The 26,558-nt window shown below is 61.7% G+C and carries 22 protein-coding genes; 11 read left to right on the top strand and 11 right to left on the bottom strand.

What is annotated here, in order from left to right; genetic code table 11:
• Positions 1-25 precede the first annotated feature (25 nt).
• On the bottom strand, positions 26-4,813 hold the full coding sequence (locus tag ACSQ3I_RS09420; RefSeq protein ID WP_435998178.1) for an NAD-glutamate dehydrogenase: 4,788 nt from the start codon (positions 4,811-4,813) through the stop codon (positions 26-28).
• A gap of 36 nt (positions 4,814-4,849) precedes the next feature.
• Positions 4,850-5,113: a hypothetical protein gene (locus ACSQ3I_RS09415; protein ID WP_435998176.1), complete on the bottom strand. Its 264-nt coding sequence runs from the start codon at positions 5,111-5,113 to the stop codon at positions 4,850-4,852.
• Here ACSQ3I_RS09415 and pdxY point away from each other — a divergent pair.
• The 3 genes from pdxY (at position 5,069) to ACSQ3I_RS09400 (ending at position 8,421) form a co-directional block, all read left to right on the top strand.
• On the top strand, positions 5,069-5,944 hold the full coding sequence (pdxY, locus tag ACSQ3I_RS09410; protein ID WP_435998174.1) for a pyridoxal kinase PdxY: 876 nt from the start codon (positions 5,069-5,071) through the stop codon (positions 5,942-5,944). The genes ACSQ3I_RS09415 and pdxY overlap by 45 nt on opposite strands.
• A gap of 50 nt (positions 5,945-5,994) precedes the next feature.
• The gene (locus ACSQ3I_RS09405) at positions 5,995-6,693 is read left to right on the top strand and encodes a carbonic anhydrase (RefSeq protein WP_435998172.1); all 699 of its coding nucleotides are present in this window, start codon (positions 5,995-5,997) and stop codon (positions 6,691-6,693) included.
• Positions 6,694-6,828: 135 nt separating this feature from the next.
• Complete coding sequence (locus ACSQ3I_RS09400) at positions 6,829-8,421, top strand: diguanylate cyclase (protein WP_435998170.1); 1,593 nt, start codon at positions 6,829-6,831, stop codon at positions 8,419-8,421.
• A 150-nt stretch (positions 8,422-8,571) separates the two neighbouring features.
• Here ACSQ3I_RS09400 and ACSQ3I_RS09395 read toward each other — a convergent pair whose 3' ends face one another.
• The 3 genes from ACSQ3I_RS09395 to ACSQ3I_RS09385 form a co-directional block, all read right to left on the bottom strand.
• Entirely contained in the window at positions 8,572-9,393 is an 822-nt protein-coding gene (locus ACSQ3I_RS09395) for a lytic murein transglycosylase (RefSeq protein ID WP_435998168.1), read from the bottom strand.
• A 209-nt stretch (positions 9,394-9,602) separates the two neighbouring features.
• Complete coding sequence (locus ACSQ3I_RS09390) at positions 9,603-10,637, bottom strand: aspartate-semialdehyde dehydrogenase (protein WP_435998166.1); 1,035 nt, start codon at positions 10,635-10,637, stop codon at positions 9,603-9,605.
• 308 nt (positions 10,638-10,945) lie between these two features.
• Positions 10,946-11,512, bottom strand: a complete 567-nt coding sequence (locus tag ACSQ3I_RS09385; RefSeq protein WP_435998164.1) for an NADPH-dependent FMN reductase — start codon at positions 11,510-11,512, stop codon at positions 10,946-10,948.
• 249 nt (positions 11,513-11,761) lie between these two features.
• Between ACSQ3I_RS09385 and ACSQ3I_RS09380 the strand changes: the two genes are divergently transcribed.
• The gene (locus ACSQ3I_RS09380; protein ID WP_435998162.1) at positions 11,762-13,645 is read left to right on the top strand and encodes an MFS transporter; all 1,884 of its coding nucleotides are present in this window, start codon (positions 11,762-11,764) and stop codon (positions 13,643-13,645) included.
• Positions 13,646-13,719: 74 nt separating this feature from the next.
• On the opposite strand, the gene lpxE is transcribed toward ACSQ3I_RS09380, so the two are convergent.
• The 5 genes from lpxE to ACSQ3I_RS09355 all read right to left on the bottom strand — a co-directional run bounded on the left by lpxE (position 13,720) and on the right by ACSQ3I_RS09355 (position 17,713).
• Positions 13,720-14,460 (bottom strand): lipid A 1-phosphatase LpxE, encoded by a 741-nt coding sequence (lpxE, locus tag ACSQ3I_RS09375; protein ID WP_435998160.1) that lies wholly within the window; start codon positions 14,458-14,460, stop codon positions 13,720-13,722.
• A 58-nt stretch (positions 14,461-14,518) separates the two neighbouring features.
• Positions 14,519-15,370, bottom strand: coding sequence for a phosphatase PAP2 family protein (locus tag ACSQ3I_RS09370; protein ID WP_435998158.1), 852 nt, complete (start codon positions 15,368-15,370; stop codon positions 14,519-14,521).
• A gap of 57 nt (positions 15,371-15,427) precedes the next feature.
• Positions 15,428-16,540: a 3-isopropylmalate dehydrogenase gene (gene leuB, locus ACSQ3I_RS09365; RefSeq protein WP_435998156.1), complete on the bottom strand. Its 1,113-nt coding sequence runs from the start codon at positions 16,538-16,540 to the stop codon at positions 15,428-15,430.
• 218 nt (positions 16,541-16,758) lie between these two features.
• Positions 16,759-17,364 carry a 3-isopropylmalate dehydratase small subunit gene (gene leuD / locus ACSQ3I_RS09360; protein WP_435998155.1) on the bottom strand — a complete coding sequence of 202 codons (606 nt, stop codon included), beginning with the start codon at positions 17,362-17,364 and terminating at the stop codon, positions 16,759-16,761.
• A gap of 121 nt (positions 17,365-17,485) precedes the next feature.
• On the bottom strand, positions 17,486-17,713 hold the full coding sequence (locus ACSQ3I_RS09355) for a hypothetical protein (RefSeq protein ID WP_435998343.1): 228 nt from the start codon (positions 17,711-17,713) through the stop codon (positions 17,486-17,488).
• Positions 17,714-17,825: 112 nt separating this feature from the next.
• On the opposite strand from ACSQ3I_RS09355, the gene ACSQ3I_RS09350 reads away from it, so the two are divergent.
• Both ACSQ3I_RS09350 and ACSQ3I_RS09345 read left to right on the top strand, forming a co-directional pair.
• Entirely contained in the window at positions 17,826-18,734 is a 909-nt protein-coding gene (locus ACSQ3I_RS09350; RefSeq protein WP_435998153.1) for an HpcH/HpaI aldolase/citrate lyase family protein, read from the top strand.
• Positions 18,731-18,937, top strand: coding sequence for a DUF1737 domain-containing protein (locus ACSQ3I_RS09345; protein WP_435998151.1), 207 nt, complete (start codon positions 18,731-18,733; stop codon positions 18,935-18,937). The genes ACSQ3I_RS09350 and ACSQ3I_RS09345 overlap by 4 nt, the downstream gene beginning before the upstream one ends.
• 39 nt (positions 18,938-18,976) lie before the next feature.
• Here the strand turns inward: ACSQ3I_RS09345 and ACSQ3I_RS09340 are convergent, their stop codons facing one another.
• Positions 18,977-19,417, bottom strand: a complete 441-nt coding sequence (locus ACSQ3I_RS09340; protein ID WP_435998149.1) for a metallopeptidase family protein — start codon at positions 19,415-19,417, stop codon at positions 18,977-18,979.
• Between the two features lie 221 nt (positions 19,418-19,638).
• Here ACSQ3I_RS09340 and ACSQ3I_RS09335 point away from each other — a divergent pair, with 221 nt between their 5' ends.
• From ACSQ3I_RS09335 to bfr, 5 genes are all read left to right on the top strand, one after another.
• Complete coding sequence (locus ACSQ3I_RS09335; protein ID WP_435998147.1) at positions 19,639-20,595, top strand: ImuA family protein; 957 nt, start codon at positions 19,639-19,641, stop codon at positions 20,593-20,595.
• On the top strand, positions 20,483-22,060 hold the full coding sequence (locus ACSQ3I_RS09330; protein ID WP_435998341.1) for a Y-family DNA polymerase: 1,578 nt from the start codon (positions 20,483-20,485) through the stop codon (positions 22,058-22,060). The genes ACSQ3I_RS09335 and ACSQ3I_RS09330 overlap by 113 nt, the downstream gene beginning before the upstream one ends.
• A complete protein-coding gene (locus ACSQ3I_RS09325) occupies positions 22,057-25,473 on the top strand; it encodes an error-prone DNA polymerase (RefSeq protein ID WP_435998146.1) in 3,417 nt (1,138 codons plus the stop codon). The genes ACSQ3I_RS09330 and ACSQ3I_RS09325 overlap by 4 nt, the downstream gene beginning before the upstream one ends.
• A 247-nt stretch (positions 25,474-25,720) precedes the next feature.
• A complete protein-coding gene (locus ACSQ3I_RS09320) occupies positions 25,721-26,074 on the top strand; it encodes a (2Fe-2S)-binding protein (RefSeq protein ID WP_435998339.1) in 354 nt (117 codons plus the stop codon).
• Positions 26,040-26,537 carry a bacterioferritin gene (gene bfr, locus ACSQ3I_RS09315; protein WP_435998144.1) on the top strand — a complete coding sequence of 166 codons (498 nt, stop codon included), beginning with the start codon at positions 26,040-26,042 and terminating at the stop codon, positions 26,535-26,537. Before ACSQ3I_RS09320 ends, bfr begins: the two co-directional genes overlap by 35 nt.
• Positions 26,538-26,558: the final 21 nt, after the last annotated feature.

The raw sequence follows: 26,558 nt of genomic DNA, 5'->3' as shown, positions 1-26,558 counted from the left end.
CTCCCTGCCGTCGGAGAGTATGTGGTCATTCGGTCGGACCCCGGGCCAGGTCGCCGAGCAGGCCGGCGGCGACGGTCAGCTTGGCAAGGCTGGCATCGCCGCTGTCGCCGAGCAGCACCAGCTGTTCGCCGAGGCGGTTGATGCGGATGCGGTCTTCCGCCTGCCAGGCCTGGACCGGCTGTTTCTCCTTGGGATGGCGCGTCAGCGCTGTCGTAACGATGTCGCGCCGTGCCGCCGAGATCTGGTCGAGGCTGCGGGCCAGCGCCAGGTTTTCGTAGTGATCGGCCGGCATGATGCGCTGGCCGCCGGCGAGCAGCCGGCCGATGCGGAAGGTCTGCGACACCGCAAAATAGCATTCGGCGGCACGCACGAGATTGTGGCCGGTGCGGGCGGCGATCTGCATGATCTCCGGCGTCAGAACAAGGCCGAGCAGGCCGGCGACATCCCTGGCCAGCGCTTCCGGTACGCCGGACGCCACGTATTCCGCTTGCCGTTCCTCGATCTCTTTCGCCATGTCCGCCGGCATGACGGACTGGATGCTCGACTTCAGGCCCTTGACGCCTGCCAGCAGCCGGGCGCCGGCTTCCTCCACCGTGCCTTTTTCCAGGCCGGTCTTGAGGATCAGCCGGGTAATGCCGGCGTAAAAACTGCCGATATCGGCATAAAGGCGGTTTTGCGCCTGACCGCCGATCTTGCCGTCGAGCGCGTCGGTTTCGGCCCAGAGGCGGGTCAGGCCAAAACCGTCGCGGGCAAGCGATGCCGCCTTGACGACTTCGGAAGAGGTCGCACCCGTCGCATCGCTCATCTGCACGACAAAACCGGGGCCACCGCGGTTGATGACCTCGTTGGCAAGCACGGTGGCGATGATTTCGCGGCGCAGGCGGTGGGCGGCGATATCGCCGGCATAGGCCTTCTGCATCTTGCCGGGGAAATATTGCATCAGCACGCTCTGGAACGCCGCGTCATCAGGCAGGTCGCCGGAGATCAGCGCGTCGAAGAGTACGATCTTGGCGTAGGAAAGAAGCACGCCGATTTCCGGCCGCGTCAACGGCTTTCCGGCGGCGTAACGTTCGGCGAGCGCAGCATTGTCCGGCAGGACTTCCACCTTGCGGTTCAGCTGGCCAGCCGCTTCCAGCACATTCATGAGCCGGCTCAACTCTTCGGCGTTGCCTTGCCCTTTGCGCTCCGTCATCGAGATCGCCAGGGACTGCAGGTAGTTGTTGCGCAGCACCAGGGCGGCAACTTCATCGGTCATAGAGGAGAGCAGCTGGTTGCGTTTCGGCCGCGGCAGACGGCCGTCCTGCATCGGGGTCGACAGAGCGATCTTGATATTGACCTCGACGTCGGACGAATTGACGCCGGCGGAGTTATCGATGGCATCCGAGTTGCTGCGGCCACCCTTCAGCGAATAGGCGATACGGCCGCGCTGCGTCACGCCGAGATTCGCGCCTTCGCCGATGACGCGGGCACGCACTTCGTCGGCGGTGACGCGGATCGGGTCGTTGGCGCGGTCGCCGACATCGGTGTCGGTTTCATTCAGCGCCTTGATGTAGGTGCCGATGCCGCCGAACCACAGGAGATCGACCTGGGCCTTGAGAATCGTCGTCATGATTTCGAAGGGCGTCGCCACCGTCTTGTCGAGACCGATGGCAGCGGCGGCCTGCGGCGTCAGGGTGACGGATTTTTCCGAGCGTGAAATGATCATACCGCCGGGCGAAAGGCGCGAGCGGTCGAAATCCTGCCAGCTCGATCGCGCCAGGCCAAACAGCCGCTTGCGCTCGGCAAAGGTGGTGGCCATGTCCGGAGCGGGATCGATGAAGATGTCGCGATGGTCGAAGGCGGCGATCAGCCGGATTTTTTCCGACAGCAGCATGCCGTTGCCGAAGACGTCGCCCGACATGTCGCCGACGCCGGCGACGGTAAACGGCGTCGTCTGGATGTCGATGTCGAATTCGCGGAAGTGGCGCTTGACGGTTTCCCAGGCGCCGCGGGCGGTGATGCCCATCTTCTTGTGGTCGTAGCCGGCCGAACCGCCGGAGGCGAAGGCGTCGTCGAGCCAGAAGCCGGCTTCCTGGGCAAGTCCGTTGGCGGTGTCGGAGAAGGTTGCCGTGCCCTTGTCGGCGGCGACGACGAAGTATGGATCGTCGCCGTCAAGCCGCAGCGTATCGGCCGGCGGCACGATGTCCGCGCCGACGATGTTGTCGGTGATCGACAGCAGGGTGCGGATGTAAGTCTTGTAGGCCTCGGTGCCGGCGGCGAAGATCGCGTCGCGGCTGCCGCCGACCGGCAGCTGTTTCGGGAAGAAGCCGCCCTTGGCGCCGACCGGCACGATGACGGCGTTCTTCACCTGCTGTGCCTTGACGAGGCCGAGCACTTCGGTGCGGTAGTCCTGGGCACGGTCCGACCAGCGCAGGCCGCCACGCGCCACCTTGCCGAAACGCAGGTGCACGCCTTCGACTTCGACGCCGTAGACGAAGATTTCGCGGAACGGCCGCGGTTCCGGCAGGCCGTCCAGCAATTTCGGATCGAGCTTGAAGGCCAGCATCGCCTTCGGCGAACCGTCGGCGTTGCGCTGGAAATAATTGGTCCTGAGCGTCGAATCGATGGCGTTGACGAAGCGGCGCAGGATGCGGTCGTCGTCGAGGCTCGGCACCGTGGCCAGCGCCGTTTCGATCTTCTGGTGCAGGTCGGTGAGTTTCTTGATGCGGGCCTTCTCGGCGACATCAGGGACGAGCATGTCGCGGAACAGCTGGAAGATCAGCGTGGCGATCGCCGGATATTTGCCGAGCGTTTCGGCGATGTAATCCTGCGAATAGGCAATGCCCGTCTGCCGCAGATAGCGGGCATAGGCGCGCAGCACCGTCACTTCACGGCCGGTCAGGTCTGCCGACAGGATGAGGCGGTTGAAGCCGTCATTGTCGATGCGGCCCTCGAAAGCGGCGACGAAGGCGTCCTCCAGAACCTTGCCATGTCTGGCGAGATCGACCGGGCGGCCGTTTGCCGGCTCAAGGGTCATGTCATGCAGCACCACCAGCGCCTCCTCGCCACCCTTGCCGCTGACATGGATGTCGAAGGTGCGCTCGCTGATGACGTTGAAACCCAGGTTTTCCAGCAGCGGCACACGGCGCGACAAAGCGAGATTCTGGTGCCCGTGGAAGATGCGAAGCGACAGGGTCTTTACGCCGTCGGTATCACGGTTGTGGAAACCGATGCGGATCGCAGCCCCTTCGGCGCAGGCGGTGATGTTGGCGAGGTCGGCAACCGTATCTTCAGGCGTAAAGGCTTCCTGATAGGCCTGGCCGACATCGATGGCCGGCGCCTTCGGTCCGGCGAGCGCGGCAAAACGCTCGTCCCAGCGCGAGGCGATACGGCGGATCGTTTCTTCCAGCTTGGCCTGCGGCACCCGCGGCGTGGTGCCGGCGGAGCGGCCGATGATGAAATGCACCCGGGCGACGCCGCCCTCGGGGAAAGCGGGATAATAGGCGGAAACCCGGCCGTCATAGACGGTCTTGAGATAATCGCCGACCTTTTCGCGAACGACGGAATTGTATTCCTCGCGCGGCACGTAGACGATCACCGAAACGAAGCGGTCGAAATGATCGATACGCGGCAGCACGCGCACGCGCGGACGCTCGGACAGTTCGTTGATCTGTTCGCAGAACCGCGCAAGCAGGCTGGTGTCGATCTGGAAAAGATCGTCGCGCGGATAGGATTCCAGCGTGTTCTGCAACGTCTTGCCGGAATGGCTCTTCGGATCGAAGCCGAAATGGTCGATGACCTTCTCGACCTTGGAACGCAGGAGCGGGATCTGCGCGGCGGCATGTGTATAGGCGGTCGAGGTGAAGAGGCCGACGATGCGCAGCTCGCCGACGACATTGCCTTCCTCGTCGAAACGCTTGACGCCGATGTAATCCATGTAGGCGCGGCGGTGGACGACGGACTTGACGTTGGCCTTGGTGACGATCAGGAAATCCGGCCCCTGCAGGAAGGCGAGGATTTCCGGTGTTGTCATCACCGCGTCCTTGCCCTGGCGCAGCACGCGGACATCGGGATCGGAGAGGATGCCGAGGCCGGTGCCCTTGTCACGCTCGATCGTCGCGTCTTCGCCCTTGCCGGAATAGAGGTAGTCGCGCATGCCGAGGAAGGTGAAATTGTCCTGCCGCAGCCAGTCGAGGAAAGCATAGGCTTCGTCGCGGTCGGCCTTGCGGCGGGTGCCGCCAAATGCGGCGAGTTCGCCCATCACCGTATCCAGACGCGACAGCATCGGCTGCCAGCCATCAACGGCAACATGCACCTGGTTGAGCAGGTGCGTCAGGCGGGCGACCAGATCGGCCGCCTGCTCTGCCGTCAGCGGCGCGAGATGCAGCTGAATATGGCTGACCCGGCTTTCCGGGGTGCCGGGGCGATCGGCGGTATAAAGCGTGACTTCTCCATCGGCCTGGCGCAGCAGGATCGGATGAACGGCAAGATAGATGTCGCGGTAAGAAGAAGTGACCTCACCCATGACCGAGTCGTAGAGGAAAGGCATATTGCGATCCGTCACGGTCAGCACCGAGACGGCAACGCCGAGCGGATCGACGCCGTCGAGCGTGCCGACCTGGACGCGGGCGGTCTTGCCGTCCCAGCCGCCCAGTTCGTAGGCCGCATGCACCGCGGAGCGGGCCAGCATCTCGGGCGAATAAAGCTCCAGGTCGTCATTGCTGGCACGTCCGAAGAGCAGCGCCGGCTCGATAAAAGCCTCCCCCGTCGCTGCGGCGATCTTGCGCGCGCTTTCGATCTGTTTTTCGCGTTTCGGCGTGTTTTTGCTGCCCATCGACGTCTTTCCCCCATGCGGTTCGGCGAAGTTTAGTCAAATTGCGAAGAAATGATTGTCAAATGATGATGGAAGCACCGATTTTTTAAATTTTGTGACCTTGAGAACGGCAAGGGCAGCCGCGATCACGCAATTTTTTGATTTTCCGGCCTCTTCCTGTAGATAGGAGAAGAAGTTCATCATTTTGTGAATGCGGTTGACATCGACGGCCGAAAGGGATGAACAACGCTGCTGGTGCAGATCGGAAGAGGTCCCATGAGCGAAGATAAACGCGGCGCGGTCATTGTCATCTCCAGCCATGTGATCCGCGGTTCGGTTGGAAATCGTGCTGCCGTCCTGGGGCTGGAAGCTCTCGGCTTTCCGGTGTGGGCGATGCCGACGATCGTTTTGCCCTGGCATCCCGGCCGTGGCCCGGCAACACGGCTGACTTTTCCGGAAGGCGATTTCGACAAGGCGATCGACGATCTCATCCGGGCGCCCTGGATCGATGAGGTCTCGGCGGTGCTGTCGGGTTATTTCGCCAATCCTGCCCAGGCGCATGCGGTGGCGCGGCTGGTGACGGCGCTCAAGGAAAAGAAGCCGGATCTGATGTATGTCTGCGATCCGGTGATGGGCGATCTCGGCGGCCTCTATATTGCCGAGGCGACGGCGACGGCCGTTCGCGATCACTTGATCCCGATTGCCTCGCTGGCGACGCCGAACCGCTACGAGCTTGCCTGGATGGTGGGATCGGCGCTTGAAGACAATACGGCAATCATGGATGCGGCCCTGTCGCTCGGGCCGCCGCGCATGCTGGTGACCTCGGCCGCGCCGATGATGGCCGGTGGCACAGGAAATCTTTATCTGTCCGGCCGCCATGCGCTGCTCGCCGAGCACCGGCTGATCGACAATCCGCCGAACGGGCTCGGCGACCTGCTGTCTGCCGTCTTCCTGGCGCGGTTGCTCGACGGTGTCGACGAAGAAAAGGCTCTGCAGCTTGCGACGGCCTCGGTTTACGAGATCCTGGCGCGCACCGCCAAGCGCGGCGGAGACGAACTGACACTGGAGAGCGACCTGGCCAGCCTGTCGACGCCGATGGCGATGGTGCAGATGCGTCGCCTCGTTCATCCGGCCCAGCAGCGCAAGCGCTAGACAGTTGCTGCGACAAATTTTTTTGACGTGAAAGAAGGATCCCCGGAATCATGCATCGTTTTCCTTCGCCGCTGCTGAACGGCTACAGAAATTTCATGGGCGGTCGTTATGTGGACGAACGCGAGCGTTATCGCGTCCTGGCGGAAAACGGCCAGAAACCACAGGTTCTCGTCATTGCCTGTTGTGACTCGCGCGCCGCGCCGGAGATCATCTTCGACAGCGGGCCCGGCGAACTCTTCGTGATGCGCAACGTCGCCAATATGGTTCCGCCCTATGAGCCGGACGGTCATTTTCACGCGACTTCGGCGGCGCTGGAATATGCGGTGCAGTCGCTGCGGGTGAAGGATATCGTCGTTATGGGCCATGGCCGCTGCGGTGGCATCCAGGCGGCGCTTGATCCTGCCATGGAGCCTCTGTCACCGGGTGATTTCATCGGCCGCTGGATGAGCCTGCTGAAGCCGGCTGCCGAGCAGATCCAGAGCAACGACGTGATGACCGCCACCGAGCGGCAAACGGCGCTGGAGCGCGTCTCCATCCGCAATTCGATCAGGAATCTCCGCACCTTCCCCTGCGTACGCATTCTGGAAGAACGCGGCAAGCTGCAGGTGCATGGGGCATGGTTCGACATCTCCAATGGTGAATTGTGGATCATGGACGGCAAGACCGGCGATTTCCGCCGTCCCGACCCTGCAGAGGGTGCGGAACCTGGCGAACCTGCCCAGCCTGAAGAGGCCGCGCCGAACGCCTAGTGCAGGACGTACCTATCCGTTCAGATGTTCTTAACGGCGCGAGGCTAGTTTTCGTAGTCGGAAGTATTTCGTGTCGAGTGCGGCATCGCGCGTGCCGGTCTTCCATGGGATTATCTTTATCGACGGAAACCGTTCATGAACCTGACGACCATCAAGAACGTGGTTATGGCGGCAATCTTTTTGCCGTCGCTGTTCATGCTGCTCGGTTCGATCGCGGTCGTGCGCACCTCTTACCTGGAATATCTGGCGCTCGACGAAGATAAGCATTATGCCGACCTGCTGTCGCAAGCCGGCTCCATCGCCGCGTCGGTTCTGCCGCAGGAAGCGCGCGCCACGATCGCCTATCTGGCCGATGGCAGCCCGCACAATACCTCGGCGATGCACGAAGCCCGCAGCGCGATGGATCAGGCGCGTCAGGATTTCTATTTTGCGGTTTCCGATGCGGTGATTGTCGATGACAGGCTCGAGCAGCTGCTGGAGAGCTGGAACGTCAGTTACAAGAGCATCCGCGACTTTCGCCTGGCGGTCGATTCCGGCGAAGCGACGATCAAGCAGATCATCGCCGCCTACCGGCCTGCTGCCCTCATTCAGCTCGAAGTGGTGGATTTTCTCGGAACAAGGGTGACCGACAGGACGCTGCTGCACAAATCGGTCGAATTTTTCAACATCCTGACCGCTCACCAGGGCGGGCTGGTCACCAATTTCCTCGTTCGTCGCAGCCTGACCGAAAACGGCCTGGATGTCGCCGACCGCGATGCGCTGGCGACGGCGCAAGGCCTGCATCGCGCCGGTATCAGCCAGCTGCGTTATCACACCGACGCGCCGATCATTCACGACATCATGATTTTCGAGCAGTCGGAGACCGGAAAGAAGATCGAGCGTTTCGCGCAGGCCGTGCTGGCCAACGTCCTGCCCCTGACCGGTGACACTGTCGGGGAATGGGATAAGCTCCAGAAGGCGCGGTTCGATTTCTGGCGCACGAAAATCGGCGAGGAAATCGCCGACATCCGCAAGTCCGGCGATGATCTCGCCAGCCGCGCCCGTTTCCACCTGATGCTGGTCCTCGGCATCTCGATGACGCTGTTCGTTCTCGTGGCCATCGTCATCATCCTGGCGGCCCGCGGCGTCAATCTGGTCGACAGGCTGACCCGCGAACGCGAAATCCTGATCGGCGAGCTGCGCAGCGCCGCCCAGACCGATCTGCTGACGGGCCTCTACAACCGCCGCGGTTTCGAACAGGCGGCGGTGACGCTCCTCAGCCAGGCCGTCGGTTTGCGCTGGGTGTCGATCGTTCTTTTCGACCTCGACCACTTCAAGCAGGTCAACGACGCATATGGCCATGATGCCGGCGACGCCGTGCTCCGGGAGGTCGCGCTCATCGCACGCCGGCATTTCCGCAACTTCGACCTGCTGGTGCGCCATGGCGGCGAGGAGTTTCTGGCGCTGCTGCCCGATTGCACCATCGAGGAGACGGTAAAGATTGCCGAAAAGGTCCGGATCGCGATCGAAACGGCGGAGATCGCCTTGCCCAGCGGCGAAAAGCTGAAGATAAGCGCGAGCTTCGGATGCGCCGGGCGGGAAGACAAGGCAGGCCGGCACATGCTTGAGCCGCTGATCAAGCGGGCCGATCTGGCGCTTTATGCCGCAAAACATTCCGGTCGCAACAGGGTGGTCGCGGATGCCTTCGTTCCCGAAAACCAGGACCGTTCCCGCAAGCGCATGGCTTGAATTGGTCCCTGCGTCCGGTTTTTTCTTTCCCCGCCCACTCCTTATCGCAGCAGATGTACGCAAATCCCTGCGTTGCTATCGATCCCGGAAGGATAGACGCATAAAAAAACCCCGCCGAAGGGCGGGGTCGGATCGCTGCGGATTTTACGACTACTGGCCGTCGATCTGGGCACCGATATGAGCGATGGCGCGCTGATAGACCGATGCGGCGTTCCAGCCCTGCAGAGCGCCGAAATTGCCTTCGCCCGGCTGATAACCGCCGCCGCGGCTCCAGCCGTGGCCACGCAGGAAGTTGGCGGTGGAAGCAAGTGCGTCCGCCTTGGAGCCGACGAGATCGATGCGGCCGTTGCCGTCGCCGTCGGCGCCGAAGCGGACGACGTTGCGCGGCAGGAATTGCGTCTGGCCGATTTCGCCGTGGGCTGCGCCGCGGGCATTCGGGCTCAGAGAGCCGTTGCCGACGAGCTGCAGCGCAGCATAGAGCTGATCGGTAAAGAAAGCCGAACGGCGGCAGTCATAAGCCAGGGTGGCGACGGCCGACAGCGTGTGTTCCTTGCCGAGGAAGCCGCCGAAACCGGTTTCCATGCCCCAGATCGCCAGAAGCGGGCCGGCCGGCACGCCGTAGCGCTGTTCGATGCGCGAGAAGAGAGCAGCATTGCTCTTCTTCATGCTGCGGCCGCGCGAAATGATCGCCTGGCCGCCACGTTTCTGCATGAACTGCTCGAAGGAGAGCTTGAAGCTCTTCTGGCCACGATCGGCGCGAATGGTGGCGGTGCTGTATTTTACGCCGGCAAAAGCCTTCTTGAGCACGGACGGACTGACACCCTGTCCCGCTGCTTCCCGCTGGAAGTCTTCGACCCAGGCCGGAAAACCGCCGGCATTGTTGCCGCACTGGGCGGCGGAAGCGGCCATCGGAGCCGCGACGAAGGCCGCCGCGCCCGCAAGTGCCGCCAGGACCATGTTCTTGACGCGCATGAAAAACCCCGTGTTCAGATCTTCGATCGTGTTTGAAACATGCCGGTAACGGCTTTTTCCGTCATCGCCGTCTCAGCAGAATGCCAGTACATCGTGCTGCAGACTCCAGATGAATAGAAGATCATTACCAGGGGCATGTAAAGGAAAAGCTCCGCAGTCCCGGAACGGGACATGCGAAGCTTTTATTCGATAATGGTTTCTAAAGCGTATCAGGCCGCCTGCTTCTTGGCCTTGATCAGGCCGCGATTGACCAGCAATTCGGCGATTTGTATTGCGTTGAGGGCTGCGCCCTTGCGCAGGTTGTCGGAAACGACCCAGATGTTGAGGCCGTTCTCGACGGTCGCATCTTCACGAATTCGTGAAATATACGTGGCGTCTTCGCCGGCGGATTCGTAGGGCGTGACGTAGCCGCCGTTTTCGCGCTTGTCGATGACCTGGCAACCCGGCGCATCGCGCAGGATGTCGCGGGCCTGGTCGGCGGTGATCTCGTTTTCGAACTCGATGTTGACCGATTCGGAATGGCCGATGAAAACGGGAACGCGCACGGCCGTGCAGGTGACCTTGATCTTCGGATCGAGCATCTTCTTGGTTTCGGCCAGCACCTTCCATTCTTCCTTGGTGTAGCCGTCTTCCATGAACACGTCGATGTGCGGGATGACGTTGAAGGCGATGCGCTTGGTGAACTTCTTGTTCTCGATCGGATCGGCAACGAAGACGGCGCGCGTCTGGTTGAACAGTTCGTCCATGCCGTCCTTGCCGGCGCCGGAGACCGACTGGTAGGTCGAGACGACGACACGCTTGATCTTGGCGAAGTCGTGCAGCGGCTTCAGCGCGACGACGAGCTGCGCCGTGGAGCAATTCGGATTGGCGATGATGTTCTTCTTGGTGAAGCCCGCAACCGCATCCGGATTGACTTCCGGAACGATCAGCGGCACTTCGGCGTCGTAACGCCAGGCGGAAGAGTTGTCGATGACGACGCAGCCCTGCGCGCCGATCTTCGGCGACCACTTCTTCGACACGTCGCCGCCGGCCGACATCAAGCAAATGTCGGTGGTGGAGAAATCGTAGTTCTCCAGGTTGGCGACCTTCAGCGTCTTGTCGCCGAAGGAGACTTCCGTGCCCTGCGAACGGGCGGAGGCGAGCGCCACCACTTCATCGGCGGGAAAACCGCGTTCGGCGAGGATATTGAGCATTTCCCGGCCGACATTACCGGTTGCTCCCGCGACTGCTACCTTGAAACCCATGTTTAAGCTCTCTTTCTCTTCTCTCCGCGGGCTGGTGAGGGGAAAGCCGCGAAAACGCGGTTTCCGATCCCCGGCCGAGCCGGGGAGAGAGCGGCAGGCCAGAGACGTCAGACGGTTTTCGTCGTCGTTTTGGCCTTGGTTTTGGAAGAAACCGGAGCAGGAAAGATCCGCCCGGCAGATTGTGCCAGGTGATTCCGCTCAGCGATGACATCGCGCAGGATCATGTACGGTTTCCTTTTCCGCTGTTGCTATTACGATTTTTTCTTGCGGAGTCAAGACGCTTTGCCGGGCGGGCTGTAACTGGTCCGTTACGCGCCGGACTTTGTTTCCTCGATGAAGGCGACGAAACCCGCCAGGAATTCCGCAAGCCGCTCGCGGATCTTGTCGTCGACGAGTGTCCCGGAGGCATCGAAGACCGCGCCGGCATGCGGCACCATCAGCCGGCCGCCGAACCAGGCGCGGGCTTTGAGCGTGCGCAGCACCGGCAACCAGGCATCCTGCGACAGGATCGTGCCGAAATTGCCGGGTGAGGCGCCAAGAACGGCGACGGGGCGATCTCCGAAGACGCGGGCAATGTCGGCACTCGGCCGCGTCATCCAGTCGATGGCATTCTTCAGGGGGCCGGGCAGGGAGTTGTTGTATTCCGGCGTGACGATGATCAATCCGTCGGCGGCGGCCACCTTGTCCTTCAGGGCCGAAACGGCGGCCGGTATACCTGATTGCGCTTCCAGATCGCCATCATAGAGCGGGATGCCGTGGATGGTCTGCGCGTCGAGCGTCGCACCCTCGGGCATCAGCGAAACGGCGGCGCGCAGCAGTGCGGTGTTGTAGGAGCCTTTGCGCAGGCTGCCGGAGATGCCGACCAAGCTTACCATCGATTGTCGTCCTTTCATGTGCAGGGCTTGCGGTGCAGTTTTGGGCCATGCGCGCCGTGAAATCCAGCCGCAGGCTGCGACAATTTGCATGCCGGCATTAGACTAAAGTCATAATCCCAAAGGCGCTCTCTTCCTTGCCCTGGTTTTCTGCCACTCTTGCCATAAGCGTGCCCCGTCCGTCTGGACGACCTGGAGGAGAGTAAGGGTTCCGGCACGCCCATATTTTTTGCATTCTGTGGAGGACAGACAATGGCAAATGTCGCGACTGCGGAGGGCGCCAAGGCCCGGCCCATGACCGGCGAGGAGAAGAAGGTTATCTTCGCCTCGTCGCTCGGTACCGTTTTCGAATGGTATGATTTCTATCTTTACGGTTCACTGGCTGTCTATATCGGCGCGAGCTTCTTCAGCCAGTATCCGGAAACGACGCGCAACATCTTCGCGCTTCTGGCTTTCGCCGCCGGCTTCCTGGTCCGCCCCTTCGGCGCGCTGGTCTTCGGTCGCCTCGGCGACCTCGTCGGCCGCAAATACACCTTCCTCGTCACCATTCTGATCATGGGTCTTTCGACCTTCCTGGTCGGCATCCTGCCGGGTTCGGCCTCGATCGGCATCGCAGCGCCGATCGCGCTGCTGGTCCTGCGCATGCTGCAGGGCCTGGCACTCGGCGGTGAATATGGCGGTGCGGCAACCTATGTGGCCGAACATGCGCCGCATGGCCGGCGCGGCTTCTTCACCTCCTGGATCCAGACCACGGCGACGCTCGGTCTTTTCCTGTCGCTGGTGGTGATCATTCTCGTCCAGCTGGCGCTCGGCAAGGAAGCCTTTGCCGCCTGGGGCTGGCGCATTCCGTTCCTGCTGTCGTGCATCCTGCTCGGCGTTTCCGTCTGGATCCGCCTGAAGATGAACGAATCGCCGGCCTTCAAGAAGATGAAGGAAGAAGGCAAGGGTTCGAAGGCACCGCTGACGGAAGCGTTCGGCCAATGGCGCAATGCCAAGATCGCCTTGCTCGCACTGTTCGGTGCCGTCGTCGGCCAGGCCGTCGTCTGGTATTCCGGCCAGTTCTACGCGCTGTTCTTCCTGCAGAACATCCTCAAGGTCGAGGGCCAGTCGGCCAACATCATGGTGGCGATCTCGCTCTTGATCGGCACCGGTTTTTTCGTCGTCTTCGGCGCATTGTCGGACAAGATCGGCCGCAAGCCGATCATCATGGCCGGCCTCGTGCTCGCCATGCTCACCTACTTCCCGCTGTTCAAGGCTCTCACCTGGGCCGGCAACCCGGCGCTGGCACAGGCACAGGCCACCGTCCGCGCCACCGTCACCGCCGATCCGGCAGACTGCAAGTTCCAGTTCAACCCGACCGGCACGGCGAAATTCACCACCTCGTGCGATATCGCCACCGCCTTCCTGACGCGCAACTCCGTTCCTTATGACGTGGTTGCAGGTCCGGCCGGCACGCCGGCAACGGTGAAGATCGGCGACGAAACCGTCAGCAGCTACGATGCCATCGCCGCCGGCGACAAGGCAAAGGCGCTGGGCGGCGCTTTCGAAAAGCAGATCAACATGGCCCTGCATGACAGCGGTTATCCGCTGGTGCGCGGCGCCGCCAAGGTTCCGGATGCGAAGCTGGATGCCTTTGTTGCCGCCAACCCGGAACTCGCCCTGAATGCCGAAGCTATTCGCGCCGGCGAAAAGGCCACGGTTCCGGCCGACAAGCTGGTGGCCGACAAGCTGCTGACGGCGGACGAGGCGAACGGCGTCACCGAGATGGCCGTCTACACCATCGCCAAGGGCGGCACCTTCGCCATGGTCGCCGATCCGCAGCAGGTCAATTGGGTCGTGGTCATCGCAGTGCTGACGGTTCTCGTCATCTACGTGACCATGGTCTACGGTCCGATTGCCGCCCTACTGGTGGAACTCTTCCCGACCCGTATCCGCTACACCGGCATGTCGCTGCCCTATCACATCGGCAACGGCTGGTTCGGCGGCCTGTTGCCGGCCACGGCCTTCGCCATGAGCGCGGCACAGGGCGATATCTACTACGGACTCTGGTACCCGATCGTCTTCGCCGGCATCACGCTGGTGATCGGTATCCTGTTCCTGCCGGAAACCAAGGACCGCGATATCCACGCCGACTGAGCGTCGGGTTCAATCCGAAACGGCCGGCGACATCTCCTCCGGCCCCTCCCCGGCGCTTGACGGCGCCGGGTTTTTTATGTCCGCAGGAATGTATGGCGCGGCGTCGGCCAGCCGTTCGCGGCGGCGGTGAAGACCAGGCCGTATCGTGAAAAGACGATCGCCATGAAGAAGGAAAACCAGCCGCCGAAGGCAAGTCCCGCAATGATGTCGCTCGGATAATGGGCGCCGACCATCAGGCGGGTCATGCCGAGCCACAGGCCGCCGGCGAGAAAGATCGGCGACCAGCGCGGACAGAGCAATGCAAGAGCGACGAAAAAAGCGCCGATGGTGGTGGAATGGCCGGACGGAAAACTTTCGAACCCGGCATTGCCGGCCAGGGGATGGAAGCTGAAGGCGCCCAGTTCTTCGAATTTCTCCGGCCTGGCCCGGCCGATCAGGCGCTTGAGAAGATTGGCGAGCAGCCCGGAGGCGGCCACGCTGATCAGCACATAGGCGCCGATGGCGCTCATGAACATCGCCCGTCCCCGCTCCGTCGGTGACCGCAAGAGCCGCGCCAGTGCCAGTCCCTCGAACAGCAGGAAGGCACTGACGAACAGGATCCAGCCGGATTTGCCGAGATCGGTGAGATTGCGGCCGAAAAAGCGGATTTCTTTTGGCAACTCCCGGACATTCTCGCCAAAATGGCTGTCGTAGAGAAGGGCAAGGATGAGAACCAGATTGCCAGTGAGGAAAAGGGCGGTCTGCCAGCGCAGGCACGGCCATTTGCAGCGGTTGCGCCGCATGCGCCGATCAAGCGTCGCAATCAGGTTTTTCATCGGCGTCCATCGTCCCGTTCGTTCCCCAACGACCGGCGCCCGTTCTAGATCGGCGCTGCTACAGTTTTTTAACGTTGCCGGGGGATCGGTGAAAAATCGTCATGCCGATGAAGCGCGGACGGGGCCAGCCCTCCGGCGACAGCACGAAGATGACGCCATAGCGGGCAAAAACGACGGCCGTGGCAAAGGCAAACCAGGCACCGAGCGCCAGTCCGGCCATGACGTCGCTCGGATAATGCACACCGATGATGATGCGTGTTGCCCCGAGCCAGAGGCCGAGACCGACGAACAGCAGGCGAAACCGCGGAAAAAGCAGCGCCAGCGCCACGAAGACCGCACCGACATGTGCCGAATGGCCGGAGGGAAAACTTTCGTGGAGGAAGCCGCCGTTGAACGGATCGAAGCTGAAGATGCCGGTGCTGTCGTAGAGCAGCGGCCGGGCCCTGCCGATCGCCAGTTTCAGGATATGGACCACCACGCTGGCCGCGACGACCGACAGGCTGAGATAGACGGCCATCTGCGTCAGGATCGCCATGCGATAGCGCCGGCGGACGTTCGAAAGCCTTCTGCCGAGCAGAAGTCCCACGGCAATCACCGTGACCGTCACCGTCAGGATTGCCGTCAGCTTGCCGATATCGGTGATATCGCCGGCGATGGTGACGAGGCGGCCGGGCAGGTCCTTTGCGGTGCGCCCCAGTGCCGCATCGAAAACGAAGAAGGCGATGGCGACGACGTTCAACGCCGAAAGCGTATAGCCGAACCAGGCGAGGCGCCTGTGATGCTGTATCCGTGTCTGGTAGCGCGTCGCAAGGCGCGCAAAAAAACGGCGATGGGCAGATCTATGCAGGATCGTCGCTCCGGTCGGCGGCAGTGTCATTCCGGAGATAGGAAGCAGGCGGGGCTGCGTCAATGAAAACGCCGTCTCTCCAGGATGAAGAGACGGCGTTTTATGTTTCACGTGAAAAACTTAGGCCGAAATCGCCTTGAACTCGGCGAGGATCGCGTCGCCCATCTCGACGGTGCCGACCTGCTTGCAGCCTTCGGACATGATGTCGCCGGTGCGAATGCCCTTGTCGAGCACGTTGGCGATTGCCTTCTCCAGGGTGTCGGCCTCGGTGACGAGGTTGAAGGAGTAACGCAGGCACATGGCGAAGGAGGCGATCATGGCGATCGGGTTGGCGATGCCCTTGCCGGCAATGTCAGGCGCCGAACCGTGCACCGGCTCGTAGAGCGCCTTGCGCTTGCCGGTCTTGGCATCCGGCGCGCCGAGCGAGGCGGACGGCAGCATGCCGAGCGAACCGGTCAGCATGGCGGCGACGTCGGAGAGCATGTCGCCGAACAGGTTGTCGGTGACGATGACGTCGAACTGCTTCGGCTGGCGCACCAGCTGCATGCCGCCGGCATCCGCCAGCATGTGCTCGAGCTGCACGTCGGAATATTTCGCCTTGTGCGTTTCCGTCACCACCTGGTTCCAGAGCACGCCCGACTTCATGACGTTGCGCTTCTCCATCGAGCAGACGCGGTTCTGGCGGGTGCGGGCCAGTTCGAAGGCGACGCCGGAGATACGCTCGATCTCGTAGGTATCATAGACCTGGGTGTCGATGCCGCGCTTCTGGCCGTTGCCGAGGTCGATGATTTCTTTCGGCTCGCCGAAATAGACGCCGCCGGTGAGTTCGCGCACGATCAGGATGTCGAGGCCTTCCACCAGTTCCGGCTTCAGCGACGAGGCGGCTGCAAGCGCCGGGTAGCAGATCGCCGGGCGCAGGTTGGCGAACAGTTTCAGGTCCTTGCGCAGGCGCAGCAGGCCGGCTTCCGGACGGACTTCGTAAGGAACGGCGTCCCACTTGGGGCCGCCGACGGCGCCGAACAGCACGGCATCGGCGGCGAGCGCCTTGGCCATGTCTTCTTCCGAAACGGCAGAGCCGTGCGCATCATAGGCCGCACCGCCGACCAGGCCTTCGTCGAGAACGAAACCCGTGCCCTTTGCCTCGTTCAGATAGGCGATGATCTTGCGGACTTCGGCCATGGCTTCCGGGCCGATGCCGTCACCCGGCAGAAGGAAAAGATTGCGCACTGTCATGGAAAACCCCTGTATTGGGACGCTTGTTTTGGGAATATGTTGCGGGCGTTCATAAACGCCGCGGCCCTGTATTTCAAGCAGCGTGACCGCGATCTTGGCGAGGTTTTGCCATGTGCTGCAGGTGAGCGGCACAAGGTGGGCCGCCACCCTGCGGGCAACAAAAAAGCAGCCCTGGTCGGGCTGCTTCATCATGGTAACCGTCTTGTCGCCGGCTTGGCTCAGGCCCAGGGGCGGCTTGCCGCGTTCGACTTCTCGAAGCTGTCGATGCTCGACACCTTTTCGAGCGTCAGGCCGATGTCGTCGAGGCCATTCAGCAGGCAGTGGCGCTTGAAGGCGTCGATGTCGAAGGAGATGCGGCCGCCGTCCGGACCAGTGATTTCCTGCTCTTCGAGATCCACCGTCAGGATGGCGTTGGAGCCGCGCTGGGCATCATCCATCAGCTTGTCCAGGTCTTCCGGGCTGACGACGATCGGCAGGATGCCGTTCTTGAAACAGTTGTTGTAGAAGATGTCGGCAAAGCTGGTGGAAATGACGCAGCGGATACCGAAATCGAGCAGGGCCCACGGCGCATGCTCACGCGAGGAGCCACAGCCGAAATTGTCGCCGGCAACCAGGATCTTGGCGTTCTGGTAGGCGGGCTTGTTCAGCACGAAATCTTCGTTCAGGCTGCCGTCTTCCTTGTAGCGGGCTTCAGCGAAAAGGCCGGTACCCAGACCGGTCCGCTTGATCGTCTTCAGATAATCTTTCGGGATGATCATGTCGGTGTCGATGTTGACGACCGGGAGCGGCGCAGCGACGCCGGTGAGCTTTACGAACTTATCCATGGGACCCTGCCTTGCTGTCATGCGGATTTTCCCTGCCAATAGAGGAAATCCGGGCAAAATTGAAGGAGAATTTTGACAGGATGCCTGCGGCAGGCCGGCAGTGGTGCTGCCGGAGATCGAATCACATGTCGATGATCGTGCCGCGTCCGTCATTCCAGACACGATTCGGCTGGCGGCCATGGCGGGCGCGCACCGGAACCGGCTTCAGCTTCATGGAAACGGCACGGGCAATCATCACCGCCGCAAGCACGCCAGCAAAGGCAAGTGTTGCGGAGAAGGTGAGGAACGCGAGGACGGCGACCAGAGCAACGGCGGAGAGGGTGAAGAAGAATGAACGGATGTTCTGCATGATTTTCAAGCCTTTCTCTGATTGCAATGTGGTCCCTTGATTCCCCTTGTGCAAGGGGAGCATGGCATTTTGTTGACTTGCGGCGCCGGCAAAAGCTTGGCAGAACTTGGTCATGCCTGTTTCTCCGCATTTTCGTCCCGCCCATCTGCGCCGCTCGGTCCTCAGCGTGCCCGCCATCAACCGCCGGGCACTTGAAAAGGTGCATGGGCTGGATTGTGATGCGGTGATTTTCGACCTGGAAGATTCGGTCGCGCCGGAGAAGAAGGCCGAGGCGCGCGACAATCTGAAGCGGTTTTTTTCGGAAACGCCGCTTGCCGGCCGCGAGGCCGTCATCCGCATCAATGCGCTGTCCTCGGATTTTGGTGCCCAGGACATGGAGACCGTGCTGGCGCTGCGTCCGCAGGCCGTGCTGCTGCCGAAGGTCGACAGCCCCGACGATATCCTGGCGGTTTCCGATCTCCTCGACGAAAACGACGCGCCGGAGAGCCTGCGGATCTGGGCGATGGTGGAGACGCCGCGCGCCATCCTCAATATCGCGGCGATCGCCGAGACCGGGCGCACCGAAGGGCCGCGGCTCGATTGTTTCGTCGTCGGCCTCAACGACCTGCGCAAGGAAACCGGCGTCCTGCCGCTGCCGGGCCGGAGCTATCTCGTGCCGTGGCTGATGCAGGTGGTTCTCGCTGCCCGCGCCTATGGGCTTGATGTCATCGACAGCGTCTGCAACGATTTTCGCGATCTCGACGCCTACGGCGCCGAATGCGGCCAGGGCCGCGCCATGGGGTTCGACGGCAAGATGCTGATCCACCCCGCCCAGATCGACGCCGCCAACCGGCATTTTGGCCCGGACGAAGCGGCCGTCAGGGAGGCCGAGGCGATCATCGCCGCCTTTGCCGATCCCGCTGCCGCCGGCCTCGGCGTCGTCAATCTCGACGGACGCATGGTCGAGCGCCTGCATCTTGAAGAAGCCGAACGATTGATGCAGAAAGTCCGCCTCATTGCCGAACGAAAGGCTGCCCGATGAAACTCTACCGCTTCCTGACCGGTCCCGACGACGCGTCCTTCTGCCACAAGGTCAGCGCCGCGCTCAACAAGGGGTGGGAACTGCAGGGTTCGCCGACGCTTTCCTTCAACAGCCAGACGGGCCAGATGATCGCCGGCCAGGCCGTGGTGAAAACGGTGCATGGCAAGGATTACGATCCAGAGATGAAGCTCTCCGAGCAATAAAACGAGATCGTTTCCAGCCGGGTTGCAGCACGGCAGGCGTCAGCGCCCGTCCGCTGCCGCCTCGGCGCTTTCTTCGATGCGCTCCATGTCGTCGTCGCTGAGGCCGAAATGGTGGCCGATCTCGTGGATCAGCACATGGGTGATGATATCGCCCAGCGTTTCTTCATTTTCTGCCCAATAGTCGAGGATCGGCCGGCGATAGAGCGTGATACGGTTCGGCATCTCGCCCGTATCCATGGTGAACCGTTCGGTGATGCCGCGCCCTTCGAAAAGACCGAGCAGGTCGAAGGGCGTCTCGAGCGCCATGTCCTCGAAGACTTCGTCGGTCGGAAAATCGGAAATCTCGATGATCAGGTTGTCGGTGAGAGAGCGGAATTCTTCCGGAAGGTTGCCATAGGCCTCAATCGCCAACGATTCGAATGTACTGATCGTCGGCGCATGACGTTCACGCCAATCTTCGGTCTGGTCGATACGGGCCATCACTGCTCCTTATTGCTGACACCATATAGGCCCTTTGCCGGCACTTTTCGAGTGCGGATTTCGGGACAGGAATAAATTCACAAAGAATCCTGTTGACTCTCCTTTGCACCTCTGGAATCCATAAGAACATAAAGTGAACATGGAGGCGCCACATAGGATGGCCCGCCTCCTGCCCTTATGAAAACGGGCCCTTATGACAATCGAATGAGGAGTGAACGTCCATGGCCGGAAACGCCGTGGCGCGAGAGGCGCTTTTTGCCCTGCGCGAAACCATCGCGCGCATCGAAGGCAAGGTTTTGCCTGCGGATGTCGCCTGTATCGGATCGATGTCGGAAAAGCCGTTCACAGCCCGGCCGAAGCCGGGTGAAGAGCCGTCGGGCAAGGTTTTGCCGCTCGGTGTGCCGGCTTTCGATGCGGTGCTGCAGGGCGGTCTGCCGCTGGGCGAGATGATGGAATTGCGCGGCGCCGAGCTGCGCGATGCCGGGGCCGTCACGGGTTTTGCCCTCGGTCTCTGCGTGCTGCTGCATCGCCATTTCGCAAAGGCGGCCCGTCGGCCGCTGGTCCTGTGGATCGGCGAAAAGGTGGTGGCGATGGAAGCCGGCCTGCCCCTGGTGCAGGGGCTGCAGGATTTCGGCTTGCCGGCCAACCATCTCCTGTATGCCTCGCCCAAGGGCATCGACGAAGCCTTGTGGCTGGCCGAGGCCGGGCTGGAAAGCCGGGCCTTCTCGGCCGTACTTTTGGAGGTGCGCGGCAATCCCGCCCGTTTCGGGCTGACGGAAAGCCGGCGGCTGAGCCTGAAGGCGCGGGCCGTCGGATGTTCTCTGCTGCTGATGCGGCAGGCCGGAGAGGAGGAGGCGAGCAGCGCCGTCTTTCGGCTGCGCATCGGGCCGGCGCCGGCCACCGTCCGGCATCTGGCGGATGGTTCCGCCTTGCCGGGCAGTCTCGACAACCCGGCCTTTCACCTTGTTTTCGAAAAGAGCCGGCTACCGGCCCTTGCGGATTTTTACCTGGAGTGGAACCCCCATGACCGCCAGTTCTCTGCCCTCCCCCTTCCCTCCGTCGCTTCTGGCGAAAAGCCGCAGCCAGCGCATTCTGGCGCTCTATTTTCCGCATCTGGCGACCGATCGCATCGCCCGCAGCCGCTGGGGCATGTCGTGGCGTTGCACCGGGCGTCCTGACGGGCCGCCGCTGGTCTGTGCCGCATCGATCAAGAATGCCATGCGGCTGACGGCGCTCGACGAGGTTGCCGAAAGGATCGGCCTGAAAAAGCTGCAAGGCGTGGCGGAGGCGCGCGCCATCCACCCGAAGCTGGAGGTGATCATGGCGGATGCCGCCGCCGACCGGCGTTTCCTGGCGGCGATCGCCGATTGGTGCGATCGCTACACGCCCCTGGTTGCGCTCGACGGCGAGGACGGCATTTTCCTCGATATCACCGGCTGCGCCCATCTGTTTGGCGGCGAGGCCGCCCTGCTCAAGGATGTGCTGTCGAAACTGCAGCAGTTCGGCCTCGACGTGCGCGCCACCATCTCGTCGTCCCCCGGCCTCTCCTGGGCGATCGCCCGCTACGGCCAGGAAACCATTATCGGTGACGGCGAGGCCGAACGGGCTCTGGCGCCCCTGCCCCTCTCGGCGCTGCGCCTCGACGAACAGATGGTTCTGTCGCTTTTCAAGGTCGGGTTGCGGCAGGTCGGCGATCTCTTCCACAAGCCGCGGGCACCGCTTGCCCGCCGGTTCGGCGCCGGCCTGCTTTTGCGCTTGGACCAGGCGCTCGGGCAGGACGACGAGCCGATTTCGCCGCGGCGGCCGGTGGCCAGCCTGTCGGTGGAGCGGCGGCTCGCCGAACCGGTCCAGGCGGAGGAGGATCTCCTGCATCTGGCCCTGCAGCTGGCGATAGCGCTAAAACCGGAGCTGGAAAGGCAGGGGTTGGGCGGCCGTCTTTTCGAACTGCTTCTTTTCCGTGTCGATGGCGCCGTCCTGCGTCTGTCGGCCGGCGCATCGCTGCCGTTGCGGGAGCCGAAACGGACGGCCGCCTTGTTCCGTGGCCGGTTCCAGGCGCTGCATGACGATCTCGATGCCGGATTCGGAATCGAGATCGTTCGCCTCAATGTCTTGCAGTCGGAAAGTTTTGCGGCCGAGCAGCAGGATTTTTCCGGGGAAGGAAACCAGCAGGCTAGCCTTGGCACCTTCATCGACCAGGTGACCGCCCGCTTCGGCAGCGATTGTCTTCTGGCGCCGGTCGACCGGCAAAGCCACCTGCCGGAACGTGCCTCCCTGTTCGTGCCGGCGGCAGAGGTGGTCCAGGGCCTGTCGAAAACACCGCCGTCGGCGGGAGAGGTCACCGCCTGCCGATCCGAGCGGCCGCTGCGCCTTTTCCGCCACCCCGAGATCGTCGAGGCCACCGCCGCCGTCCCGGAAGGGCCGCCGGTCAGCTTCCGCTGGCGGCGCACGCTTCACCGGGTTCGCCGCGCCGAAGGGCCGGAGCGGCTGGCGGCGGAATGGTGGGTCGATGAGAAGGATACGTTCACGCGCGATTATTTCCGCGTCGAGGACGAAGTCGGGCGTCGCTACTGGCTCTATCGTGAAGGCCTTTACGAGCGCGAGACCAGCGAGCCGCTCTGGTACATGCAGGGCGTATTCGCATGAGCACCGCCGGCTTTTGCGAAATCGGTGCCCGCACCAATTTTTCCTTCCTGGAAGGCGCCTCCAGCGCCGAAGACATGGTTGCCCAGGCCTCCCGGCTGGGCTTGTCCGGCCTCGGCATCACCGACCGCAATTCCGTTGCCGGCATGGTGCGGGCGCATTCGAAAGCCAAGGCGATCCTGGAGAAATACGAGGCGGCGATGGCCGGAAAACCCTGGCAGACGGAAGAGGGGGAGGAACTGCTCGATCCTGTCGCCGTTCAGCCGGGCGCCCGCCTCGTCTTCTGCGACGGAACGCCTGACATCCTGGCTTTTCCCATCAATCGCAAGGGCTGGGGCCATCTCTGCCGCCTGCTGAGCACCGGCAACCTGCGCTCGGAAAAGGGGACTTGCACCCTGTACGCCGCAGATCTCATGGAATGGCAGGAGGAGTTGATCCTGGTGGTGGTGCCCGACCGCAGGCGCATTGACCCGGCCGCTTGGCAGCATCTCGAAGATTTTCTGACAAGCCTGAAAACCAGCTGCCCCGGCCGAGCCTATCTCGCTCTTTCCCCGCATTACGACGGCAATGACCGGCGGATTTTTGCGGAACTGGCCATGCTTGCGGAAAAATTGCGCCTGCCGCTCATCGCAACCAACGAGCCGCTGTATCACCGGGTGGAGCGGCGCCCGCTGGCCGATGTCGTGACGGCGATTCGTCATCATGTCACAATCGCCGAAGCCGGGCTTCTGCTGGCCGCCAATGCAGAACGTCACCTGAAAGACTGTGCGGAGATGCGGCGGATTTTCCGCGTCTATCCGGAGGCCGTCAGCAATACGGAGAAACTATTTCGCCGGCTATCTTTTTCTCTCGACGAGCTCGGGCATCTTTATCCGATGGAGACCCGTGAGGACGAAACGCCGATGGCAACCTTGCGGCGATTGACCTGGGAAGGTTTTGCCAAGCGTTTTCCGGAAGGTGCGTCCGGTGCCGTTGTCCAGCAGATCAGCCAGGAACTCGAGCTTATCGAGGACAAGGACTACCCCTCCTATTTCCTGACGATCCGCAACATCATGCAATTTGCCCGCAGCAAGGACATCCTCTGCCAGGGAAGAGGGTCGGCTGCCAATTCGACGGTCTGCTATTGCCTTGAGATCACCGATGTCGATCCGAGGAAGATGAAGCTTCTTTTCGCACGGTTTCTATCGACGGAGCGCCATGAGCCGCCGGATATCGATGTCGATTTCGAGCATGCCCGCCGCCAGGAGGTCATCGATTACATTTATAAGACCTATGGCAAGGAATATGCCGGCCTTGCCGCCGCCGTCACGACCTACCGGACCCGGTCGGCGGGCAGGGAGGTCGCCAAGGCCTTCGGGCTGTCGGAAGACGTGCAGTCTGCCCTCGTTGCTTCCGTGTGGGGCTGGTGGACGCATGGTTTTTCCGACGAGCAGGCCAGGGCCGCCGGTCTCGACATGCAGGATCGCACGACCAAGCAGGTTCTCGAATATACCGGTCTGCTCATGGAATTCCCCAGGCACCTGACCCAGCATGTCGGCGGCTTCGTCATCACCCGGGATCGCCTCGACGAGATCGTTCCGATCATGAATACGGCCTCGGAAGACCGTTTCATGATCGAATGGGACAAGGACGATCTCGATACGGTCGGCCTGTTCAAGATCGATGTTTTGGCGCTCGGCATGCTGACATGCCTGGGCAAGGCCTTCGAACTGCTTCGATTGCATTATGATCGGAAGAAGTCGCTCTCCGATCTCGGCCATGCCGTCCATGCCGATGAAGGTCCGGTCTACGACATGATCTGCCGGGCCGATACGATCGGCGTCTTCCAGATCGAGAGCCGGGCGCAGATGAGCATGCTGCCGCGCCTGCGGCCACGCGAGTTCTACGATCTGGTCATCGAGGTGGCGATCGTCCGGCCCGGCCCCATTCAGGGAGACATGGTCCATCCTTATCTCAAGCGCCGCGAGGAATGGCGCCGTCATGGGAAGGCAGTGGAATTCCCCAAGCCGGAATTGAAGGCAATCCTGGAGCGAACCCTCGGCGTGCCGCTGTTCCAGGAACAGGCGATGCAGATCGCCATCACCGCCGCAGGTTTCGAACCGGCGGAAGCGGATCGGCTGCGGCGGGCGATGGCGACATTCAAGCGGACGGGCACGATCACCTATTTCCACGACAAGATGATCGCCGGAATGGTGAAGAAAGGTTATGAAAAAGAGTTCGCCGAACGGTGCTTCAACCAGATCAAGGGGTTCAGCGAATACGGTTTTCCCGAAAGCCATGCAGCCTCGTTCGCGCTGCTCGTTTATGCCTCCTGCTGGTTCAAGACCTATTACCCGGACATTTTTTGCGTCGCGTTGCTGAATTCGCAGCCGATGGGGTTTTATGCGCCGGCACAATTGGTGCGGGATGCGCGTGAGCATGGCGTCGTTGTTCGACCTGTCGATATCAACCATTCCGATTGGGATTGCCTGCTGGAAGATGATGGCTTTGATCCGCGCCGGGTGGATCCGCGGCATGCCACGATGCGAGCCGTCATTTTGACAAAAAAAGCCGTGCGACTGGGGTTCCGGCAGGTCAGGGGGGCGGGCGAGGACGAAATGCGGACCTGTGTTGCAAGGCGCGGCGCCGGATATGTCTCGGTGCGTGATCTCTGGTTGCGATCCGGCCTGTCGCGTTCTACCATCGAGCGGCTGGCGGATGCAGATGCCTTCGGCTCCCTCGGTCTTGATCGCCGCGATGCGTTGTGGGCGGTCAGGGCTCTGGATGAAAAGGCGGCGGCGGAGTATCTGCCGCTCTTCGATCGGGGCGACAACAACGATCTGCAGCGCGAGCCGGATGTGGCCCTACCGGCGATGCTGCCCGGCGAGCAGGTGATCGAGGATTATCGTGCCTTGTCGCTGTCGCTCAAGGCTCATCCGGTCACCTTTATGCGCCAGCGTTTCTCCCGGGCAGGCGTGACCTGCAGCCGCGACCTAGCGACAGCACCGGCGGGGCAGCGGGTGAGTATTGCCGGCCTGGTGCTGGTGCGCCAGCGGCCCGGATCGGCAAAAGGCGTCATCTTCATGACCATCGAGGATGAAACCGGGGTCGCCAATGCGATCGTCTGGAACAAGGTTTTCGATCGTTACCGCCCCGTGGTCATGGGCGCGCGGGTGGTGCTCATTCGCGGTCGTCTGCAGCGGGAAAGCGGAGTGATCCATGTGGTCGCCGAACATCTGGAGGACATGACGCCGCTGCTGACCCTGCTGCAGAAGGGCAAGGCGGGGGATGGGCCACCGACGGAGGGGCTGCAATCCAGGGCAATCGAATTGCGCCGTCATGGCGCAGGGAAGGAAGGAGGCGGCGACAGGGAAACGGCACGAAGGGCGGCCATCGAAGCGGCGCAGGTCATGCCGAAGGGGCGCAACTTTCATTGAGTCGCGGATGCCGAGGTCTTTCTTTCGCCGAAACAGCATCCGGGCGATCGTTTTTTCGTCCTCACCAAAAATATTTTTTTGGAATTTTTGCGGTTTTATGACGCAGGCTTTTGTCGTGCTTCGGGCCGAAGGCTCTCCCTAAGCTCATGAAAATACGATCAATTTTATCAAGTTTAGATCGATTCCAATCTTTGTCGATCCCCGTCGCGGCAGTTTTTTGTTGACAGCAAATATCCTCTTTTGCTTTATGAAACCAATTCAGTACGTTGCGTATGACAGGCAAGACGACATGCTGGTTTGCAGCTGCAACTTCATTACCGTAAAAGAGATCGAAGACACCATCATCGGGCTCCTCGATGAGGACTGTTGGCAGCTGATCGTGCCGGCAAAAGTCTATCACGCGATGGAAAAGCGCGGCCGCTGCTGCGGCTGTTTCCCCAATGTGGTGGACATCATCATCCGCACAACCGAACATTACCATAGCCGGCGTGACTCGACGGACGCCGAAATATTTGATTTTATGGCCCGCCTCAAAGAATTCCATGAAGAAAACAGGAGAGCGGACCTTGAAAGGCGACAAAAGAGTCATCGAGCGGCTTAACGAGGCATTGTTCCTCGAACTGGGCGCGGTCAATCAATATTGGCTGCATTATCGCCTTCTTGAAGACTGGGGATATACCAAGCTCGCAAAGAAGGAACGTGCCGAATCGATCGAAGAAATGCAGCATGCCGACAAACTTGTCGCACGCATCATCTTCCTCGAAGGCCACCCCAACCTGCAGACGGTTTCGCCGCTGCGCATCGGTCAGAACGTCAAGGAAGTGCTGGAAGCCGACCTTGCCGGCGAATACGACGCCCGCACCTCGTACAAGAAGTCGCGCGACATCTGTTACGAGGCCGGCGACTACGTTTCCATGAAACTGTTCGAGCAGCTGTTGATGGACGAGGAAGGTCACATCGACTTCCTGGAAACCCAGCTGGAACTGCTCGACAAGATCGGCGAAGCGAAATACGGCCAGCTCAATGCCGGCTCTGCCGACGAAGCAGAAGGCGACGAGCACTAATTTTTCATGCTTTGAAAAGCC

Origin of the sequence: Rhizobium sp. LjRoot30 (assembly GCF_964253915.1) — a bacterium.
GTDB lineage: Bacteria > Pseudomonadota > Alphaproteobacteria > Rhizobiales > Rhizobiaceae > Metarhizobium.
Note: the sequence above shows the minus strand (reverse complement) of the source record. Positions and strands in the feature narration are given on the sequence as shown.